Source organism: Nesterenkonia maliinae (genome assembly GCF_051262655.1).
Taxonomy (GTDB): domain Bacteria; phylum Actinomycetota; class Actinomycetes; order Actinomycetales; family Micrococcaceae; genus Nesterenkonia.
In genome coordinates this window covers 290,499-306,656 of the sequence record NZ_JBIMEY010000003.1, presented here as the reverse complement: position 1 = coordinate 306,656, position 16,158 = coordinate 290,499, and the positions used below count along the sequence as shown (strand labels likewise).

The 16,158-nt window shown below is 68.4% G+C and carries 15 protein-coding genes; 4 read left to right on the top strand and 11 right to left on the bottom strand.

Annotated features, from left to right (window positions below; genetic code table 11):
• Positions 1-15: 15 nt before the first annotated feature.
• The gene (locus tag ACHAA4_RS08360; protein WP_435773711.1) at positions 16-363 is read right to left on the bottom strand and encodes a DUF4229 domain-containing protein; all 348 of its coding nucleotides are present in this window, start codon (positions 361-363) and stop codon (positions 16-18) included.
• A gap of 61 nt (positions 364-424) precedes the next feature.
• On the opposite strand from ACHAA4_RS08360, the gene ACHAA4_RS08355 reads away from it, so the two are divergent.
• A complete protein-coding gene (locus ACHAA4_RS08355) occupies positions 425-967 on the top strand; it encodes a PLD nuclease N-terminal domain-containing protein (RefSeq protein WP_435773710.1) in 543 nt (180 codons plus the stop codon).
• 30 nt (positions 968-997) lie between these two features.
• Here ACHAA4_RS08355 and ACHAA4_RS08350 read toward each other — a convergent pair whose 3' ends face one another.
• From ACHAA4_RS08350 to ACHAA4_RS08335, 4 genes are all read right to left on the bottom strand, one after another.
• Positions 998-1,873, bottom strand: coding sequence for a 1,4-dihydroxy-2-naphthoate polyprenyltransferase (locus ACHAA4_RS08350; RefSeq protein WP_435773709.1), 876 nt, complete (start codon positions 1,871-1,873; stop codon positions 998-1,000).
• Between the two features lie 130 nt (positions 1,874-2,003).
• On the bottom strand, positions 2,004-3,317 hold the full coding sequence (locus tag ACHAA4_RS08345; protein WP_435773708.1) for an AMP-binding protein: 1,314 nt from the start codon (positions 3,315-3,317) through the stop codon (positions 2,004-2,006).
• A 1-nt stretch (position 3,318) separates the two neighbouring features.
• A complete protein-coding gene (locus tag ACHAA4_RS08340; protein WP_435773707.1) occupies positions 3,319-3,636 on the bottom strand; it encodes a hypothetical protein in 318 nt (105 codons plus the stop codon).
• A gap of 73 nt (positions 3,637-3,709) precedes the next feature.
• Positions 3,710-3,985 carry a hypothetical protein gene (locus tag ACHAA4_RS08335; RefSeq protein WP_435773706.1) on the bottom strand — a complete coding sequence of 92 codons (276 nt, stop codon included), beginning with the start codon at positions 3,983-3,985 and terminating at the stop codon, positions 3,710-3,712.
• 380 nt (positions 3,986-4,365) lie between these two features.
• On the opposite strand from ACHAA4_RS08335, the gene ACHAA4_RS08330 reads away from it, so the two are divergent.
• On the top strand, positions 4,366-7,371 hold the full coding sequence (locus ACHAA4_RS08330) for an FAD-binding and (Fe-S)-binding domain-containing protein (RefSeq protein ID WP_435773705.1): 3,006 nt from the start codon (positions 4,366-4,368) through the stop codon (positions 7,369-7,371).
• 111 nt (positions 7,372-7,482) lie between these two features.
• On the opposite strand, the gene ACHAA4_RS08325 is transcribed toward ACHAA4_RS08330, so the two are convergent.
• From ACHAA4_RS08325 to ACHAA4_RS08315, 3 genes are all read right to left on the bottom strand, one after another.
• Positions 7,483-7,785 carry a histone-like nucleoid-structuring protein Lsr2 gene (locus ACHAA4_RS08325; protein WP_435773704.1) on the bottom strand — a complete coding sequence of 101 codons (303 nt, stop codon included), beginning with the start codon at positions 7,783-7,785 and terminating at the stop codon, positions 7,483-7,485.
• A 405-nt stretch (positions 7,786-8,190) separates the two neighbouring features.
• Positions 8,191-9,153, bottom strand: coding sequence for an acyl-CoA thioesterase (locus tag ACHAA4_RS08320; protein WP_435773703.1), 963 nt, complete (start codon positions 9,151-9,153; stop codon positions 8,191-8,193).
• A gap of 202 nt (positions 9,154-9,355) precedes the next feature.
• A complete protein-coding gene (locus ACHAA4_RS08315) occupies positions 9,356-10,336 on the bottom strand; it encodes a 1,4-dihydroxy-2-naphthoyl-CoA synthase (protein WP_435773702.1) in 981 nt (326 codons plus the stop codon).
• A 167-nt stretch (positions 10,337-10,503) separates the two neighbouring features.
• Between ACHAA4_RS08315 and ACHAA4_RS08310 the strand changes: the two genes are divergently transcribed.
• A complete protein-coding gene (locus tag ACHAA4_RS08310; protein ID WP_435773701.1) occupies positions 10,504-11,163 on the top strand; it encodes a TenA family protein in 660 nt (219 codons plus the stop codon).
• Between the two features lie 12 nt (positions 11,164-11,175).
• The gene (locus ACHAA4_RS08305; RefSeq protein ID WP_435773700.1) at positions 11,176-12,210 is read left to right on the top strand and encodes a DUF2332 domain-containing protein; all 1,035 of its coding nucleotides are present in this window, start codon (positions 11,176-11,178) and stop codon (positions 12,208-12,210) included.
• A gap of 69 nt (positions 12,211-12,279) precedes the next feature.
• Here ACHAA4_RS08305 and ACHAA4_RS08300 read toward each other — a convergent pair whose 3' ends face one another.
• Genes ACHAA4_RS08300 through ACHAA4_RS08290 form a run of 3 tightly spaced genes read right to left on the bottom strand, consistent with a single transcriptional unit; the run spans position 12,280 to position 16,033 of the window.
• Positions 12,280-13,107: a class I SAM-dependent methyltransferase gene (locus ACHAA4_RS08300; protein ID WP_435773699.1), complete on the bottom strand. Its 828-nt coding sequence runs from the start codon at positions 13,105-13,107 to the stop codon at positions 12,280-12,282.
• Positions 13,104-15,374, bottom strand: coding sequence for a S9 family peptidase (locus ACHAA4_RS08295; protein ID WP_435773698.1), 2,271 nt, complete (start codon positions 15,372-15,374; stop codon positions 13,104-13,106). Before ACHAA4_RS08295 ends, ACHAA4_RS08300 begins: the two co-directional genes overlap by 4 nt.
• Before the next feature lie 32 nt (positions 15,375-15,406).
• Positions 15,407-16,033 (bottom strand): response regulator, encoded by a 627-nt coding sequence (locus ACHAA4_RS08290; protein ID WP_435773793.1) that lies wholly within the window; start codon positions 16,031-16,033, stop codon positions 15,407-15,409.
• Positions 16,034-16,158: the final 125 nt, after the last annotated feature.

Here is a 16,158-nt window from a genome sequence, read left to right as displayed (position 1 = left end):
CGGCCGGTCGCCCGACTAGCGGGGCGACTCGGTCTGCGGTCCGTGGTCCTCGGCTCCGCGCTGCTGCTGCGCGCGCAGCTGCTCCTGGGTGAGGTGGAAGTCCTCAGCGAGGGCGTCTTCAGCCGCATTGTCATCGAGCTCCGAGCTGCCCAGCCTGCGGCCTCCGCCGAAGCGCCGGGCGAGCTCCTGGCCCGCCTCGAGGCGCAACCGGTTGAAGAAGAGGTAGCCCAGCGCCCAGGACACGATCAGTCCCACGATCAGCGCGAAGAAGATCGTGTATTCGCCAAGATCCAGCATCAGGCAGGCGGCGAACACGATGAAGAAGGCACCCAGGCGGATCAGCGAGTATTTCAGCACAGACATGCCCCCAGTGTAGGTCTGCCCGCTGGTGAATCCGAGCTGACGAATCAACTACGCTGGAGGGATGTTGAGGATCATTATCGGCTTGGGAATCGTAGGGCTGGGGCTGTTGATCTACAGCCTGATCGAATGCCTGCAGACCCCGCGCCATCGGATCCGCGTCATGCCGAAGGTGGCATGGATTGCGGTGATCGTGCTGCTGCCGATCATCGGTGCCAGCCTCTGGCTGGGTTTCGGTCGTGTCCGCGCACCGAAGAAGGGTGCGGCGGCTTCGCGCCGGCCGCGCTCACCCGATGACGACCCGGATTTCCTGCGTCAGGTCGAGATCCAGCGCCGCCAGCGGCAGCGCGCGGAGGAACAGCGCCAGCGCGATGCCGAGGCACGGCGCAAAGAGCGCGAGCTCGACGCCCGCACCCGGGACGAACGTGAGAAGGAGCTCGGCGACGCCGCAGACGCGGCGGTCTCTGGCGACTCCGCTGCGCAGGACGTCGACCCGCTGGGCGACTCGCCGAGCAACGGCCGGCCCGCAGGCCGTGACGCCGAGGAGACTCCCCAGAAGTCCTCAGATGACGACGACGAGGGACCTCAGCCCGCACCGCGGAGCTGACTCGGCCGCAGGGCAGGGCCTGACCGCGGGTCAGCTGAGGATCAGCGCCGCCGAATAGGTCAGCGCGAAGGCCATGCCGATCAGGCTGGTCAGCTGCAGCACCTTGATCAGTGCGGGGCCCTTCTTCGTGGGTGAGAGCATGATCCGCGCCGGTCCCAGGGCCAGCGGCCAGGCCAGCAGGACGAGCAGGAACCACCAGCTGTGCACCAGAAGCGCCAGCGGCAGCACCAGGGCGACGCCCACCATGGCCACGTAGCTGAACCGGGCGCGGCGTTCACCCAGCCGCACCGCCAGAGTCACCTTCCCCGCCTCGCGGTCGGTGGGGATGTCGCGCACGTTGTTCGCCATCAGCAGCGCAGACGCGATCAGTCCCGAGCCCACCGCGCCGATGCCGGCGCCTGTGCTGAGCTCGGCCGCCATGGCCCAGGTGGTGCCCAGAGTTGCCACCAGCCCGAAGAAGACGAAGACCATGATCTCGCCCAGCCCGCGGTAGCCGTAGGGCCTGGACCCTCCGGTGTACCACCAGGCGGCGAGCACACAGGCCGCGCCGACGGCGAGCATCCACCACATGCCGGTGAGGATCACGATGATCAGCCCGGCCAGCGAGGCGAGCCCGAAGCTGAAGAACGCGGCGTCCTTGACCTGCCGGGGCTTCGCCGCCTTGGAACCGGTCAGCCGCATCGGGCCTACTCGGACGTCGTCGGTGCCCCGGATGCCGTCGGAGTAGTCATTGGCATAGTTCACCCCGACCTGCAGAGCCAGCGCCACGACCAGCGCGAGCAGAGCGATCAGCGGATCGAAGCGCTCAAGCGCATGGGCGGCGGCAGCGCCGATGATCACCGGGGCCACAGCCAGCGGCAGGGTCCGCGGCCTCGCACCCGCGACCCATTCCTTCACAGTTGCCACGTCGTGTCCTCTCGTTGCTGTCTTCTTACGCGTCATGCGTGAGTATGTCGGTATTTCAGGATGAGCGGTCCCGTGTCGGGCAGGCACACCAGCTCCACTCTGCCCGGTGCTGGCTCTGTGACTGCCCGGTCTACGGCACCGGAGCGTCGAGCAGCCGCAGCAGCTCCTGACGATCAGGCTTACCGCTGGTCAGCGTCGGAAGCGCGCGGAGGACCAGCAGGCGCTTGGGCGCAGCGGCGCGGCCCAGGGAGCCACGGACCAGCTGCTGCAGCTCCCGCTCGATTCCTCCGGCTCGGGGTTCCTCAGCGGCTGCGCTCGGCACGTCGGGGGCGGCGTCCGATGCCGGTCTGAGCTGACCCGGATCAGCCGGCTCGGTGAGCACGACGGCGGCGCAGACCTTCTGTCCCCATTCCAGGTCCGGGACCGGCGCCACGAAGGCCTCCCGGACCCGTGGGTGGCTGAGCAGAACGGCGCGGACGCCCTCGGCGGAGATCTTGACCCCTCCGGTGTTGATGACGTCATCGGCGCGCCCGGCGATGCGCAGCAGCTGGCCCTCGGCGTCGGTCTGGACCTCGCCCAGATCATCGGTCAGGAAACGGCGCTCCGCGGAGTCGGGGTCGAGGCTGAAATGCGCCTCGGTGAGGTTCGGGTCCTCCAGATATCCGTGGGCGACCATCGGCCCGGTGATCCGGACCCTCCGGGACGTCCCGTCCGCGGCGCTCAGGGTCTCCAGGCGTACGCCCGGCAGCGGTCGTCCGTCATAGACGCAGCCGCCTCCGGTCTCGCTCATCCCGTAGGTGCGCACGACGTGCAGCCCATGAGCAGCCGAGAGGTCCAACAGCTCGGCAGAGGAGGCGCCGCCGCCCAGGAGGATCGCATCGAACCTGGCGAGCGCAGCTGCCAGCGCGGCATCCTGGGGGACGTGGTCCAGCAGGCGCTGCAGCTGGGTGGGCACGAGGGAGACGAACCGGCGATCCGCCGTCAGCCGCTGTGCGGCCTCGGTGAAGGCTTGCGGGTCGGTGGTGTGCTGCAGCAGGGCCACCGGAGTGGTGCCGGCACCGAGGCTGCGCGCGAGCACGGCGAGGCCTGCCACGTAGCTGGGCTGCAGTGTGAGCAGCCATTGACCGTGCCCACCGAGCGCCTGCGCGGTGGCGGAGACCGAGGCGTTGATGGCAGCGGCGGGCAGCAGCGTCTGCTTTGGGGTGCCGGTGGAGCCGGAGGTGCGCACGATCACTGCCGCCATCTCCGCCGGGACCTCGTGCCGGGAGGTCCAGGTGGGAATGCCGGTGGCATCAGCGGGATGAAATTCCAGCGGGGGAGCGGTGTCTGACGCTCGCTCGGAGGAGATGTGTAGGTCGGCTGCGGGGTCCGGACCCAGGACGGCGCGGAGCGCGGAGAGCGCCGCGGGGACCCAGTCGTCGGTCGGGGAGGTCGTCTCTGGCACCTCAGCTGCCGCCGTCGTCCTTTGTGTCCCGGTCATCACGTCTGCGCTGCTCCAGCTCCTCGAGGCGGGCCTCGAGCATGTCCAGACGCCACCGGTCTTCGGCAGACATGTTCTCCTCAGCCTTGGTGGGAATAGCGGGGCCCTCGAGTTCTCCCTTGTGTTCCTTCTCCAGCTTCTTCAGCCGTTTCCGGAGTGCCTCGATCTCTTCCTCGGAATCCGAGCCCCAGGGAAGCGGTCGCCCGGTGGCCATGCTCACGATCTGGGTGAGGCCGAACACAACGATGGCGATAATGGCGATCCACGCGAACCAAGGCAACATGCGCCAAGATTAGCAACTGAGCTCCTCAGCCCGGCAGAGGCAGGTTCTCGCGAGTGTGCCCGGGGCCGGAGACCTAACCGCGGCCCTGACGCCACCAGCGGCCATACGGGTCCCCCGCGGTGAGCTCGCTGCGGCGATCCTCAAGCTGAGAGGCATTTTCGCTGGCCAGCGGCTGACCTGCGGGCTTCTCGAACTTGTTCCGCGCGCCGACGGTGATGCCCAGGAGAGCGGCGAGCACGGCGAAGACGGTCACCGTCTGGTCATCCGCGCCCAGGACGCTCAGGGTGAATCCGGTCATCCCGAGCAGGAGCACCGCTGCCGTCCAGAACTTCTTGCTGGTCTCTCCCATTCCGGGAGTCTAATGATTGCCATAGACTGCCGCTACCCAGGGTGATTCGATTGGGATTTATTGGGACGTCATGAATAGCGAATAGACCGGTGCTGGTCTTCAGTGCGATCAGGAGAATCGCCATCCCGAGCGCGAAGATGACGAACGCAAGCGCGAGCAGCGTCGCCTCCGCAGACGTTCCCGGGCATCCCGCTGAGCTGTCATCGATCTCGGGACAGGATCGCCAGGGCTTCAGGAACATCGTGAAGCCGGATTTCACAGAAGTGCTCTTCAGGGGGTGACGGTGGCGTGTTCGTCGGACACAATGCAGGTACCCGGTTGAGACGGGCAACTGCCTGCTCGGTGCGCGCCGGATGATTCGTGGGACGGAAGGTGACGCAGTGACGCTGGAGACCGACACCGCTCAGGACCTCGTGCAGGAGCTGACCCGCGCGGGCGTCTCCCAGGTCGATCCCTCGGTGCTGGCGCGAGGCATGTACTCCTCCGACGCGAGTCTGTACCGGGTGGTGCCCGAGGTAGTCGTCCGCCCGCAGCACGTCGACGAGCTCCACGCCGTACATTCGGTCTCACGATCCTTGGCCGTTCCGGTCACGATGCGCGGCGCCGGCACCTCGATCGCCGGCAACGCGGTGGGCGAGGGGATCGTCGTCGACACTCGGGACCTGAAGCGGATCATCGCCATCGACGCGGACGCCCGGACCGCCACCGTGGAGCCCGGGGTCGTGCACGCCGATCTGCAGCGGGCGGCAGCGCCCCACGGGCTGCGCTTCGGCCCCGACCCGTCGACCCACTCGCGGTGCACCATCGGCGGGATGATCGGCAACAACGCCTGCGGCTCCCGCGCACTGGGCTACGGACGCACGGCGGACAACGTCGAGGCGGCCACCGTGCTCTTCGGCAACGGCGAGGTCGGCAGCTTCGACTCCCGCAGCGGCAACGCACAGGGCGCGACGGCCAGGCAGCTGCTCGGGCTCGCCCAGGGCAACCTGGCTCATGTCCGCACCCGGTTCGGGCAGTTCAGCCGGCAGGTCTCCGGCTACAGCTTCGAGCATCTGCTGCCGGAGAACCGCGGACGCATCGAGCGCTTCCTGGTGGGCAGCGAGGGCACGCTCGCCACCGTGCTCGAAGCCGAGGTCCGCCTCGTCGTCGACGACCCCCGCAGGCTCCTGCTGGTGCTCGGATACGACACCGTCAGCGAAGCCGCCGACGCCGTCCCGCACATCCTCGACGCGGTCCACGGGGAATTCGGGCCCAACAGCCTCATCGCCTGCGAGGGAATGGACTCCCGCCTGGTGGCACTCGTCCGTTCGGCCGGCAAGCCCGTCCCGCAGCTTCCCCAAGGACAGAGCTGGCTGTTCGTGGAGGCCGCCGGCGAAGCGGCGAGCTCGGTCATCGAGCGGGTCAAGACCGCCTCCTCCGCCGTGGATACCCGCTTCATCGAGAGCGCCGCCGAGGCCGCCGCGCTGTGGAAGATCCGGGAGGACGGAGCCGGGCTGGCCGGGATCAGCCTGGACACGCCGGCACATTCCGGATGGGAGGATTCTGCGGTGCCCCCGAAGCACCTCGGCGCCTGGATGCGTGACTTCGAGTCCCTGCTGAAGGAGTTCGGCCTGCAGGGCTACCCCTACGGCCACTTCGGCGACGGCTGCATCCACTGCCGGATCGACTTCCCCTTCAAGCATGGGGACCCGGCCAGCACCGGAGTGTTCCGGGAGTTCATGCTGGCCTGCGCCGAACGGCTCGCGGTCTACGGCGGATCGCTCTCCGGAGAGCACGGTGACGGCCGGGTGCGCTCTGAGCTGCTGCCCTTCATGTATGACGAGACCTCTCTGGATCTCTTCGCCCAGGCGAAGCGGATCTGTGACCCGCAGAACCTGCTCAACCCGGGGATCATCACCGGTCCGCAGACCGACGGCGCGCGCGCCGGTCAGCCCGGCGGCACCGGCGCGCGGGTCAACACCGAGGACATCCGGCCGACCCGGCCGAAGCAGACCCTGCCCTGGCCCGGACTGCTGATGGTGCACGACGACGGCGAATATGGTGCCGCTGTGCACCGATGCTCCGGCGTCGGACGCTGTGTGGCGCCGAAGACCACCGGGGTGATGTGCCCGTCCTACCTGGCGACCACCCAGGAGAAGGACTCCACCCGGGGCAGGGCGCGTGTTCTCCAGGAAGCCATGGACGGGACGCTGGTGCAGGGGCTGAGCGATCCTGCGGTGCACGAAGCCCTGGACCTGTGCCTGTCCTGCAAGGGCTGCGCCTCGGACTGCCCCGCCGGGGTGGACATGGCGGCGTATAAGGCGGAGGCGCTGCACCAGAAGTACGACCGCGACGCGGAAGGTCTCCCGCGGCGTCGGCTGCGGCCGCGCAGCCACTATGTCCTGGGCCGGCTCCCGGTCTGGGCGAAGCTGGCTGCACCCGTGGCGCCGGTGGCCAATGTGATGATGCGACTGACCCCGCTCGCCGCGGCGGCGAAATGGGTCGCCGGCATCGATCAGCGTCGGTCGGTGCCGACGTTCGCGCGTCGGACGCTGCGCCGCGCGGCGCAGAAGCGGGATGACCTCCGCGCCTCGGGCGGTCCGGCTGGGCGGATTGCTGCCAGCGCGTCTGGTCTCACCCGCGCCGCCCGTGCCGGCGAGCCGGATGTGTGGGTCTGGGCGGATTCGTTCACGAACCACTTCTTCCCGGAGTCCGGGCTGGCGGCGATCGAATACCTCCAGTCGCAGGGGCTGGAGGTGCGGCTGATCCAGAAGGAAGGGTGCTGCGGACTGCCGTGGATCTCGACCGGTCAGCTCGACCAGGCCCGGCGACGCATCACCCAGGCCGTCGAGGTGCTCGCACCCTATGTCAGCTCGGGGGTGCCGGTGATCGGGCTGGAACCGAGCTGTCTGGCCACGCTGCGCAGCGATGCGCTCGAGCTCTCCGACAGCGAGCAGGCCAGAATCGTGGCCTCGGGGGTGCTCACCTTCGCGGAGCTGCTCACACGTCTGGAGGGGGAGAGCCGCGTGCAGCTGCCCGACCTCAGCGGGGTCGACGTCGTCGCTCAGCCGCACTGTCACCAGTCAGCGATCATCGGGTGGGAAGCGGACCGCGCCCTGCTGGAGAAGGCCGGCGCCGCCGTGACCAAGGTCGCGGGATGCTGCGGGCTCGCCGGGAACTTCGGCGTGGAGAAGGGTCATTACGAGACCTCCGTCGCGGTGGCCGAGACCTATCTGATGCCGGCCGTGCGGGACCAGCGCCAGCGGGGCGGGGACACCGTGGTGCTCGCGGACGGCATGTCCTGCCGGATCCAGCTCGATGACCTCGCCGACGTCCCCGCAATGCACCTCGCCGAGCTCCTGAACTCACGAGAACGTGCCGCCAGACCCTCCCGGACCTCGCTCTAGTCGAGCAGCGAGACCATCGATGCGTGCTCCAGGTTCACGAGTCCGCTGACGGTGGGTGGAGCCTGCGCGCGGAGGCGTGCAGGCTCCACCCACCGACGTGGTCGGCGCCGCCTAGCGCTTCTTCGCATTCCGATACGCATCAACGACATCTCGATGCAGCCGGCCCCTCGACGCGACCTTGTATCCGTTGTTCACCGCCCACTCGCGAACCTGCTGAGCCTCGTTCTGCGGTGACGGAGGGGCCGTGACCCGACCCTTCCGAATGTATTGCTTGAGCGTCTCACGCAGCTCCTTGATGTGCTCTTCGCTGAGGTCAATCTCGTAATACCGAGCATCTAGACCAAAAGAGACGGTCTCTTTCGCTTCGCTGCCGTCAAGATCGTCGACGAGCACCACTTCCACCCGCTGAGCCATATCTAACCCCTTGCTGCTTCATCGAGGAGGAGGCAGGGTTTGCCTCATCTCTCGTCTCGAGTTCTGCACGCAACCGTCGTGCAGAAGTGTTTTCCATTAGTGGTTACTCGAGAAATATGCCCAGCGTTCACTCTCGTCCAAAATAAATACAATTCCCAGAAAGGTGGGCGAGTAGAAGTCTGACCATGAACAGCAGAAGCCCAGCCGTGCGCAGGCTTGAGCAGGGAAGGATTGAGCCGCAGAATCGGCTGATTCACGAAGCAGCTTTCGTGCGGCACGATAGGCCGGACGGGGCGCGTCGTGTGTCGGCCCGGGCTGCGGACAGCTCCTCAGCTGTGGGCGGTGCTGCGGCTCTTCGGCATTGCCCGCACTGCGCTGCGGAACGCTGAACCATCCGAGAGAGTTCTACGGAACTTCGTTCAGGAGGTGGTCAGGGAGCCGACTGCCGGGAGCGCGGCTCCGGATCTCCAGCAGCGTGCGGGTATGTGACCAGAGCTCGCGGTCCTCCGCACTGACCGGCTCCCACGGAGGAACGGGGACAGAGGTCCCATTCTCGTCGCGGGCGACCATGACGGTGATGCAATTCGTCGTCGGGGTCAGCTCCTCGCCCTTGGGGTCTCCAGAGCGGACCTCGACAGCGATATGCATGCCTTTGTTGCCGGTGTAGATCAGTCGGGCTTCGACTTCGACGAGGTCCCCGATGCGCAGCGGGCGGGTGAAGCGAATCCCGCCGGAGAACACCGCCACAGTGTCTCGGCCGCAATAGCGGGACGAGCAGAGATAGGCGGCGGTGTCGATCCATTCCATAACGACGCCGCCGTGGACCTTGCCGCCCCAATTCACGTCCGTGGGTTCTGCCAAGAAACGCAGCGTGACGCGTTCTGCGGTGCCTGCATCCGTGTAGCGCTGGTTCTTCAACGCCGCCGTGATGGCGTTGCGGATGGGGATGCGAGACATGGCGTAATCGCGGTCGCGCTCTTGCTCAGGGGTGTGGGGGACGAGTTCCGGCACCGGCGTGGCGTGGCCGTCCGCGTCCACGGCCACGAAGATGACGAGGCAACGGGCACGCTCCTCGAGGCGGCCCGTCTTGGGGTCGCCTGAGCGGACCACCGTCTGGATGTGCATCGAGGTCCGGCCTGTGTAGAGCACGGTGCCGGTGACCTCCACCATCTCGCCGACCTGGACCGGATCGTGGAAGTGGATGTTGCCGACGTAGGCGGTGACACAGTAGCTGCCGGACCATCCGGTGGCCGCAGCGAAGGCCGACTTGTCCACCCATTCCAGGACCCGGCCGGCGTCGACGGTCCCGGCCTTGCCGCGGTCCGTGGGTGCGGCGAGAAAACGCAGAGTGACTTCGTTCGAGTTCATCCCAGGCCAGTGTCCTATCCGCGCGTCAACGCATTGCAGGCCATGACATCAGCGTCCATAGCTCTGATCGGGAGTCTATTCGTCGCGGGTTCGGTCGTCTCCGGTCTTCGGCGCCCGGTGTGCCCCCAGTGGAGAGATCACCAGCTGCTGCGATGCGGAGAGTCTCCGGATCGGCAGCAGTCCGGATCGGCAGTCGTCCGGATCAGTAGTAGTACGGGAATTCAGACCAGTCGGGCTCGCGCTTGGCCAGGAAGGCATCCCGGCCCTCCACGGCTTCATCGGTCATGTACCCCATCCTGGTGGCTTCCCCGGCGAAGACCTGCTGGCCGGCGAGACCGTCGTCGGGGGCGTTGAAGGCGAACTTCAGCATCCGGATGGCCTGCGGGGACTGCCGGGCGATGTCGGTGGCGTAGCCGAGCGCCACCTCTTCGAGACGCTCATGGTCGACTGCCTCGTTGACGGCGCCGACGGCGACCATGTCCTGGGCGGAGTGCTCACGGGCGAGGAAGAAGATCTCGCGGGCCTTCTTCTGGCCCACCTGTCGGGCCAGCAGCGCCGAGCCGTATCCGGCGTCGAAGGAGCCCACGGTGGCATCGGTTTGCTTGAACTTCCCGTGCTGCAGCGAGGCGATGCTCAGATCGGCGACCACGTGCAGCGAGTGTCCGCCGCCGGCGGCCCAGCCGTTGACCACGGCGATGACGACCTTGGGCATGGTGCGGATGAGCCGCTGGACCTCGAGGATGTGCAGCCGGCCGGCCCGTGCCGGGTCGATGGTCTCGGCGGTGTCGCCCTCGGCGTAGCGGTACCCGTCACGGCCGCGGATCCGCTGGTCTCCGCCGGAGCAGAAGCTGTGCCCGCCGTCCTTCGGCGAGGGGCCGTTGCCGGTCAGCAGCACCGCGCCCACGTCCGGGGTCATCCGGGCATGGTCCAGCGCCCGGTAGAGCTCGTCCACGGTGCCGGGTCGGAACGCGTTGCGCACCTCGGGGCGGTCGAACGCGATGCGCACGGCCGGCAGATCGGCGGTGATCGTGCCGGCCTCGTCGCGCTGCACGCGCCGGTGATAGGTGACGTCGGTGAAGTCGAAGCCCTCCACGGTGCGCCACTGCCACGGGTCGAAGATGTCGGAGACCTTCGCGGGCAGGCTGGGGACGGTCGGGCTGCTGGGGGTATCGGATCCGGTCACAGGGGGAGTCTACCGAGGAGCACGGGTGCGTCGTCGTTGGGCACCGCAGGGGTGTCGCCCCTGGTCGCATTGTCGTAGCGCTGTGGCAGATCGTAGAGCTGGAGCCCTACGATCTTCGGAAAGCTCTACGATAATTTGAAAAGTACCGGACGCCGGAGAGGGAGAGCATGAGCGCGAGACGTTTCACCGACCAGGCCTGGGCCAGCACCGAGTCGATCCGCGCCGCGATCGACGAGTTGCCGTTCCTGCAGCAGCTCGAAGACGGGTCGCTGCCGCGGGAGATCTTCGAGAACTACATGGGCCAGGACGCGCTGTACCTCACCGACTACGCCCGGGCGCTCGCCGCCTGCGCCGCGCAGTCCACCGACCCGGAGCACATCATCTTCTGGTCCCGGGCCGCCGCCGGCGCGATCGAGGAGGAGCGCGCGCTGCACGCCACCCACGTGGTCGACTTCTCCGCGGTCGAGCCCGCACCGACCACCGTGGCCTACACCTCCTATGAGCTCGCCCTGGCCTCGGCCGGCTCGTTGCCGGTGCTCGCGGCCTCGGTGCTGCCCTGCTTCTGGATCTACGACGACGTCGGCACCCGGCTCAAGGCGCGCGTCGGGGACCTCGCCGGGCACCCCTATGCGGACTGGATCAGCGCCTACGGCGACCCGGAGTTCCACGAGCTCACCGAGGCCGCCAAGCGGATCCTCGATGAGCTCGCCACGACCGCCAGCGAAGAGACCCTGACCGCGATGCACGCCGCCTACCGTCGGGCCAGCCAGTTCGAGTGGATGTTCTGGGACTCGGCCCACCGGCAGGAACGCTGGCCGGTCGGCTGAGCGGCTACCCCGATGCGTGAACTGCCCGGGCTGAACGCCTCTGACCAGGCCTCCATCGAGGAGCTGCGGACCTACTACCTCCACTTCGCCCAGGTGGAGGCAGCCGGGGTCTCGGCTCGCTACGCCGCCTGGGCCCTCGGAGTGGCGGAAGACGAGGCGATGCTTCAGCGGCTCCTCGGGCTGCCACCCGCCAAGCGGCAGGCGAACCTGCTCTTCGCCGCGGCCCGGCTGCACGATGTCGAGGCGGCGGAGTGGGCCGAGGCCAGCGCCCAGATCGAAGCCCGCTGGACGCAGATCGAGGCCACCATGCTCGAACGCGCCACCCAGACCAACGAACCCGGGCGGATCGCCACGCTGAATCTCGCCTTCGCGCAGATCCAGGCGCAGGAGCGGGCCCCGCTGGCACTGATCGAGGTCGGCGCCTCTGCCGGGCTCTGTCTCTACCCCGACGCGTGGCCGGTGCGCTACCGCCGCCAGGACGACGCCGACGTGCTGCTGGCCCCCGCTGCGGGTGAGCTGTGCAGCGCCGTGGAGCTCTCCTGCGAACTCCACGGATTGGCGGCCCCACAGGCGCTTCCGCAGGTCGGTCATCGCGCCGGCATCGACCTGAACCCGCTGGACGTCACCGCGCCGCAGGATCTGCGCTGGCTGGAAGCGCTGATCTGGCCCGGCATGGAGCACCGGATCCCACGGATCTCCGCAGGAGCGGCCCTGGTGGCCGAGTCACCGCCGATCCTGCACGCCGGCGACCTCAACGAGCGGCTCGCCGAGGTCCTCGACCAGGTGCCGGCCGGCATGACTCCGGTGGTCTTCCACACCGCCGTCCTGGCCTACCTCAGCCGGGAGGACCGGCTGCGGTTCCGTGAGCAGGCCGAAGCCTCCGGTGCACGCTGGGTCAGCAACGAGGGGCTCCATGTCGTGGAGGGCATCGGCGAGCAACTACCGCTCGAGAACGATTCCGAATCAGGTTTCGTGCTCAGTCTCGACGGTGAGCCGATCGCGCGCACAGCACCTCATGGGCAGTCCGCCCGGGCGCTGCGGCAGTGACCGGGTCGTTGGCTGGCTGCCGCTGACCAGGTGCCTGCCGGTCGAGGGCTTTCACCGCTGCACCACGGATCAGGCGGGCTTCTGGACCAGGAAGATCATCTCGGGGGAGTCCTCGGTGAGCTCCTCGCGGTCCCAATCGCCCCAGATCTGCACCGGCAGGAACCCGGCGGCGCTCAGCGTCTCGCGCAGCACCTTCAGCGGGCGGTAGCGCAGCGTCTCCTCGGCGATGATCTCGCGGGAACCCGGCAGCAGATTATGCGCCCGGGCGGTGATCAGCGTCCCTTCGTCAGGGTCCTCGGTGACCTTGGCGATCTCCATCCATGAGGTGAACTCGCCGCCGTCGGGGTGCGGCTGGGTCTCGCGGGTGGAGTCCGGGTCCCAGGCGTCGAGCTCCAGCGCGGACGGATTGCGCGCCTCGAAGGCCAGATGCCCGCCGGGCTTCAACGCCCGGAAAGCATGGCCCAGCACGGACTCCCAGTCCGCGCGGGACAGGAAGTACTGCGCCACATGGCCCTCCATGACGGCGAGGTCCGCAGACTCCGCGGGAAGCTGATCGGCGAAGCCATGGATCCAGCGCGGCGTCGGGTTCATCGGCGCGGCGGTGGCGTCGGCATCTGCGGCTGCCTCAGCGGCGGCCGCTTCGGTCCGGGTGCGGGCGACGTCGATCATCGCCGCCGAAGGGTCCACCCCGGTCACCGCGATGCCGTGCTCGGCCAGCAGGATCCCGAAGACCCCGGTGCCGCAGCCGATGTCAGCCACATGCCCGGCCCCGAGCTCTTCGGCCAGCTCCAGGTAGAACTCGTGGTCCCAGCCGCCGGAGTTCTCCACGTCGTAGATCGCCACCAGCTCCGGGTCGCTCACCCAGGCGAACGCCGGGTCGACCTCGGGCGCGCTCATCGACGCGGCTCGCTCGCGCCGAGATTCTGGTCGGCGCCGAGGTCATGCCCAACACCCAGGTGGTGCGCGATGAACGCGTAGTCCCAGGCACGTTCCTTCCAGGTCTCATACCGACCCGAGGCGCCGCCGTGGCCGCCGTCCATCTCGATCTTCATCACCACCGGCGCCTCACCGCGCTGGGCCTCGCGCAGCACCTGCACCCATTTCGCGGGCTCCACGTAGAGCACCCGGGTGTCGTTGAGGCTGGTCACGGCGGCGATCGCCGGGTAGGCCACCTCGCGGACGTTCTCGTAGGGCGCGTAGGACTTCATGTAGTGGTAGACCTCGGGGTCGGTGATCGGGTTGCCCCACTCCTCCCACTCCAGCGCCGAGAGCGGCAGCTCCGGATCCAGGATGGTGGTCAGGTTGTCCACGAAGGGCACCTGGGCCAGGATCGCCACGTACTTCTCCGGGGCCATATTGGCCACCGCGCCCATCAGCAGTCCGCCCGCGGAGCCGCCGAGCGCCGCGATCCGGGCCGGGTCCGCCCACCCCTGATCGATCAGGTGGTCGGTGGCGGCGATGAAGTCGCTGAAGGTGTTGGTCTTCTTCAGCTTCTTGCCGTCCTCGTACCAGCCGCGGCCCAGCTCGCCGCCGCCGCGGACGTGCGCGATCGCGAAGACGATGCCGCGATCCAGCAGCGAGAGCCGCGGGATCCCGAAGCTGGGATCCATGCTCATCTCATAGGAGCCGTAGCCGTAGACCAGCGTCGGGTTGGTGCCGTCGGCGACGACGTCGCGGTGGTGCAGCACGGTGACCGGAACCTCGATCGCGGAGCCGTCCGCGCGGGTGTCCCCGCTCGGTGCCCAGATCCGGGTGGCGCGGTAGGCCTCGAGATCCACCTCGTTGACCGGAGTCTCCCGGCGCAGCACCGGCTCCGCGGTGGCATGGTCGATGTCATAGATCCGGGTCGGGGTCATCCAGGACTCGTACGCCACCCGGAACAGCGGCGCCTCGTACTCCGCGGCGATCACCGCGCAGGTGTAGAGCTCGTCGTCGAAGGCCGGACCGGGCAGGGTGGAGGTCAGCACCGGATCGGCGCCGGCGCGCGCCGCCCGCAGCGCATCCAGACTCAGCAGCTGGATGGACTCGATGGTGTCTCGGCGGGCGGCCACGATGATCTGCGCGGCCGTGACGCTGACGCCTTCGAGCTTGACCGTCACCTCATGCGGCAGCACCTCTCGGCCCAGGTCCAGCGCCGCGTCGGAGGTCGCGTCTGACCCGGTGTCCGTGTCTGAGCCGGTGGTCGCGGCCTGGGCGGTCAGCGCTGCGGCGGTGGTCACCGAGAGGGCGTTGTTCGGCCCGGACTGGTTGTGCGTGATCAGCAGCAGGCGCTCGCCGTCGACCTCGAGGGGGTCGATGCTGTGCAGCAGCCGACGCTCGGCGCTGATCAGGAGCACCGGCTCCGCCTGCGGGTCGGTGACGTCGAGCAGCCGTGACTCGTCGTACTCGGAGTTCCCGGAGATGATCACCAGTTCGCGCTTGTCGGCGGAGAGCCCGACGCCGGTCCAGAGCTGCTCGTCGGCGATCTCCAGGATCAGCCGATCCCGCTCGGCAGGAGTGCCCAGGGTGTGCATATAGAGCCGGTAGGGCCGCCAGGCGGCGTCGGCCACCATGTAGTAGGCGCGCGCGCCGGTGGGCTCCAGCACGGGTCCGCCGTGGACGTTGCTGATCTGCTCGGGGTGGTTCTGTCCGCTGGTGAGGTCCCGGAAGCGCACGGTGTAGTGCTCGTCCCCGGAGGTGTCCTCGGAGTACGCCAGCAGGGTCCCCTCGGCGTTCAGCGACATCCCGCCGAGCTGGTAGAACGGGTGCTTCGCCGCCTCGGCGTTGGTGTCGAAGAAGGTCTCCTCCCCGGGGAGCACGACGCCGGCCTCGACCTGCGGCGGGGTCCAGGACCCGCGCTCGCCGTCGTCGGCCGCGACCCGGCAGTACACCGGATGCTGCTCACCTTCGATGGTGCGGGTGAAGTACCACCAGTCTCCGCGCCGGGAGGGGACCGAGAGGTCGGTCTCCACGGTGCGGTGCTTGATCTCGTTGAAGATCGCCTCGCGCAGCGGCTTCTGCGGCGCGGTCACCGCCTCGGCGTAGCTGTTCTCGGCACGCAGGTGCTCCAGCACCTCGGGGGAGTCCTTCTCGCGCAGCCATTCGTAGTGATCCACGAAGGTGTCTCCGTGATGGGTGCGTTCGGTGGGGACCTTTTTCGCCTGCGGAGCAGTTGATTCAGACATGCGGCCATTCAATCAGACCGCCGAAGTCCGGTTCATTCCCCGGCGCGCACCAGCCCGCACTCGTAGGCGTAGACCACCATCTGCGTGCGGTCGCGCAGCGCCAGCTTCGTGAGGACCCGCGACACGTGGGTCTTCACGGTCTGCTCGGCGAGGTAGAGGTCAGCGGCGATCTCCGCGTTCGAGCGTCCCCGGGCGACGGCGGTCATCACCTCCGCCTCCCGATCGGTCAGCTCAGAGAGCAGCCGGGCCTGGACCGGGGTGGCGGTGGGACGGGCCGCATAGTCGGCGATCAGGGTGCGGGTGATCTTGGGGGAGAGCAGCGCGTCGCCGTCGGCCACCACCCGGACGGCCTGGACCAGCTCCTCGGGGGTGGCGTCCTTGAGCAGGAAGCCGCTGGCTCCGGCGCGCAGCGCATCGAAGACGTACTCGTCGGCGTCGAAGGTGGTCAGCATGAGGATCCGTGGCGGAGTCCCGTCCATGCTGAGGATCTGCCGCGTGGCCTCGAGGCCGTTGACCTTGGGCATGCGGATGTCCATCAGCACGACGTCCGGGGTGGTGCTGCGCACCACGTCCTCGATGCCGTCACCGTCGGCGGCGGTGCCGGTCACGGTGATGTCCACCTGCGCGTCGAGCAGAGCGGCGAAGCCGGCGCGGATCATGGACTGGTCATCGACGATCAGCACCCGGATGGACGGGCCGGAGATCGAGACGGGCGAATCGGCAGGAGAGTCGGCCGAGGAGTGGGCGGAGACGGCGGGGGGCATGCCTCAACGCTACCCCGGTA

Bases quoted from the DNA above. Each gene is read 5' to 3' on its own strand.
- ACHAA4_RS08360 (WP_435773711.1), bottom strand. From the start codon at position 363: ATGTCTGTGCTGAAATACTCGCTGATCCGCCTGGGTGCCTTCTTCATC.
- ACHAA4_RS08355 (WP_435773710.1), top strand. From the start codon at position 425: ATGTTGAGGATCATTATCGGCTTGGGAATCGTAGGGCTGGGGCTGTTG.
- ACHAA4_RS08340 (WP_435773707.1), bottom strand. From the start codon at position 3,636: ATGTTGCCTTGGTTCGCGTGGATCGCCATTATCGCCATCGTTGTGTTC.
- ACHAA4_RS08335 (WP_435773706.1), bottom strand. From the start codon at position 3,985: ATGGGAGAGACCAGCAAGAAGTTCTGGACGGCAGCGGTGCTCCTGCTC.
- ACHAA4_RS08325 (WP_435773704.1), bottom strand. From the start codon at position 7,785: ATGGCTCAGCGGGTGGAAGTGGTGCTCGTCGACGATCTTGACGGCAGC.
- ACHAA4_RS08320 (WP_435773703.1), bottom strand. From the start codon at position 9,153: ATGAACTCGAACGAAGTCACTCTGCGTTTTCTCGCCGCACCCACGGAC.
- ACHAA4_RS08310 (WP_435773701.1), top strand. From the start codon at position 10,504: ATGAGCGCGAGACGTTTCACCGACCAGGCCTGGGCCAGCACCGAGTCG.
- ACHAA4_RS08305 (WP_435773700.1), top strand. From the start codon at position 11,176: ATGCGTGAACTGCCCGGGCTGAACGCCTCTGACCAGGCCTCCATCGAG.
- ACHAA4_RS08300 (WP_435773699.1), bottom strand. From the start codon at position 13,107: ATGAGCGCGCCCGAGGTCGACCCGGCGTTCGCCTGGGTGAGCGACCCG.
- ACHAA4_RS08295 (WP_435773698.1), bottom strand. From the start codon at position 15,374: ATGTCTGAATCAACTGCTCCGCAGGCGAAAAAGGTCCCCACCGAACGC.
- ACHAA4_RS08290 (WP_435773793.1), bottom strand. From the start codon at position 16,033: ATGATCCGCGCCGGCTTCGCCGCTCTGCTCGACGCGCAGGTGGACATC.